This is a genomic window from Marinoscillum furvescens DSM 4134 (genome assembly GCF_003386095.1).
Classification (GTDB): domain Bacteria; phylum Bacteroidota; class Bacteroidia; order Cytophagales; family Cyclobacteriaceae; genus Marinoscillum; species Marinoscillum furvescens.
The window spans coordinates 1-2,624 of record NZ_QREG01000002.1 but is presented as its reverse complement, the minus strand read 5'-3'; the positions used below and the strand labels follow the sequence as shown (position 1 = coordinate 2,624).

At 42.9% G+C, this 2,624-nt stretch carries 3 protein-coding genes and 1 pseudogene; 2 read left to right on the top strand and 2 right to left on the bottom strand.

Features of this window, described 5'->3' with window-relative positions; genetic code table 11:
- Positions 1-189: pseudogene (locus C7460_RS23985) on the top strand (transposase); the annotation flags it as partial.
- A gap of 49 nt (positions 190-238) precedes the next feature.
- Here C7460_RS23985 and C7460_RS02620 read toward each other — a convergent pair.
- A complete protein-coding gene (locus C7460_RS02620) occupies positions 239-778 on the bottom strand; it encodes a hypothetical protein (protein ID WP_221409430.1) in 540 nt (179 codons plus the stop codon).
- A 147-nt stretch (positions 779-925) separates the two neighbouring features.
- Positions 926-1,807, bottom strand: coding sequence for a polysaccharide deacetylase family protein (locus C7460_RS02615; protein ID WP_115866527.1), 882 nt, complete (start codon positions 1,805-1,807; stop codon positions 926-928).
- 170 nt (positions 1,808-1,977) lie between these two features.
- Here C7460_RS02615 and C7460_RS23455 point away from each other — a divergent pair, with 170 nt between their 5' ends.
- Positions 1,978-2,271, top strand: a complete 294-nt coding sequence (locus C7460_RS23455) for a hypothetical protein (RefSeq protein WP_147302831.1) — start codon at positions 1,978-1,980, stop codon at positions 2,269-2,271.
- The last annotated feature ends 353 nt before the right edge of the window (positions 2,272-2,624 follow it).

Here is a 2,624-nt window from a genome sequence, read left to right as displayed (position 1 = left end):
CAGTTCTGGCAGCATCACAACAAGCCTATTGAACTGTGGAGCAATAAAGCGATCCAAAAGAATTTAGACTACTTACATTATAATCCTGTGGAATCCGGAGAGGTAGCAGAGCCGGAGCATTATCTTTATAGTTCAGCGATAGATTATGCTGGAGGAAAGGGAATGCTAGAGGTTAATTTAATGGTGTGAGCCGGTCGCTTACCACCATGCGAAGCATGGCGGTAACAAGGGGATGAATTCACCTAATGAGATATTTACCTTGCCTCTTTTTTTTCAGAATATATGCGTATCCATAGCAAGTCAATATCAATGTAAACCACGGGATAAAAAACAAATATTCTAGGACACCAAGTATGAGCAATATGAAATCAATTAAAAATCCTGGAACTGCGAAGAGAGGAATCCAACCGCTCGTCCAAAATCCTTTACTTACTGACAAATAAGAAATAACTGGCTGAAGGTAAAGCTGTTTTTGAACGTTTAAACTTTTAGTTTCACCTTGAAAAAATGTCAATAAAAAATTGATATACTTTTTCAAATTTTCTTGTTGTACTTGAGCAGCGTGTCCTTTATAGGTACTCATAATCCCGCACAATTGCTCTAAACTACGAAATTCTATTAAGCTCAAGGTTTCCTCATCAAATTGTTCCTTCAATCTTAGTAAGTCTTTATTAAACATAATTTTGGGTTTCCCGGCTTTTTCAAAAGTATTACTTAATTCCATTTTCTGGGTCTGTTCCACTTGCAAATGACAACCTACCATTCTTAGGTACTCCACTCAAAATCCATCGGATGTTAGCGCAGACTCAGAGAAAAGGACCTCCATCGATACATTAGACATTCTCGTGTCAGTGAGAGGGTGAAACTGATAAGCTGAGAGGAGGGCAGGCGTCACAGACGCGCCCTGTAGGGCATGCACAATGGCTCACTGCCTACATTCGTTCATACACTTTGAGATGTCTTTCCAGGTGATTAATTCTATGTTATGTTGCTCCAGAATTATTTTATTCTTTTGATCGGAGAAAAAGTCAAAATCAATTTGTCTCCACTCTGAACCAAAATTGGGATGATTTACGGTAATACCCCGCATTTCCTGATCATCAAATGCTGGGTGAATTAAGATAATATTGACTCCAGATGTGAGGTTTTCCAAAACAGAACCATAGTAGTTTGTAAGTCTACCATTCTCGAAATATTTGAATTCACCAACAAAAGCGTTTTCAATCAGGAAATCACCTTCTTGTATATTGGATTTAGGGTCAAGACCAACCATATTCATTAATTGCTCGCTCATTAAAACAGGGAGATTATATTTAGCTCCCAGGCCACGGTATATGTCAAAGAAATCTGGCTTTGCCCCGACGCTATACATATGTGAATCCAAATGACTTGGGGTTAATCCAAACCCTAAGGCTTTTTCAACTTGAGCTTCAAGCTCTTTCTCTACTTCAGCCGGCACCGAATATTTCATCAGCTGCTCCCTCTTTTTGAAAAAATGTCCATTTTTATCCACTAAACTGGGGACTTCTGAAAGAGGTGAAACAGGACCAAATTTGTAATTCTCCCATTCACAGGTCATGGTTAAATGAATTCCATGGTCAAACTGAGGATTATTTTTGGCAAAAACTGCCATTTCATAAAACCAGGGGCATGGTACCATTATACTATACGAATTGACGAGCCCGTTTTTCAGCGCTTGGATGGTAGCAATGTTTTCTGAATGAGAGAGTCCCGCGTCATCCGCATGTATGATTAGCAATTTGGAGTTTTCTGGAAATCCTAGTTTTTGCGCAATATTCACTTTCATGTAGAGTCTGCGGAGTTTGTTAGTTGTGCATAATTCCCGAGTATGTAGACCGGTGCGCCTTTTCCGTTTCACGCTCTTCTAAGGTAATGGTTTTTGAGAAAGTAGCGAAGGTCTTGGGTCCCGGGCCACTTCCAGTTAATCAGATTTGGCGGGCTTACCTTCACTTGGCAATGATCCGTCCGCACTCGGCAATCATTTATCCGCTCCCGACAATCATCCGTCCGTATGCGGCAAACACTCATTCGCTCTCGACAATCATCCATCCGCATCTGGCAATCACTCATCCGCTCTCGGCAACAACCCATCCGCACGAGAAAATCACTCATCCGCTCACGGCAAACACCCATCCGCACCTGGCAACTATTCATCCGCATCCGGCAATCATCCATCCGCTCGCGGCAATCACTCATCCGCACGAGAAAAACATTCGTCCGCGTGTATTGGCGCACGCATGCCGGGTGTGACTCATAAACAAGGGTGAAAATGCTCTGAGAGGAAGGCAACAGTCACAGACGCTCGCCGAACGCGCGCCAACCGGGGGTATTATGTGAAAATGGGTGTAGAGCTGGAATTCTATACCTTTTTTCAATTGATCAGATAAGGTGTAAAGGCAGCGCGACAGTCCGAAATACACAGCTCCGTCTATGCCAACTCTCGCAAGTCTACAGGCACTACGCGGGACACGCCCTGCTCGATCATGGTAATGCCATAGATCACGTCGGTCCTGTTTTCCGCGCTGGGTCAGTCAGTTTGAAAGCCGAACATTTTCATTAGTTGCTTTTGCGGTTCTCCTTCTGTGAAGATCACGCTTTGGATG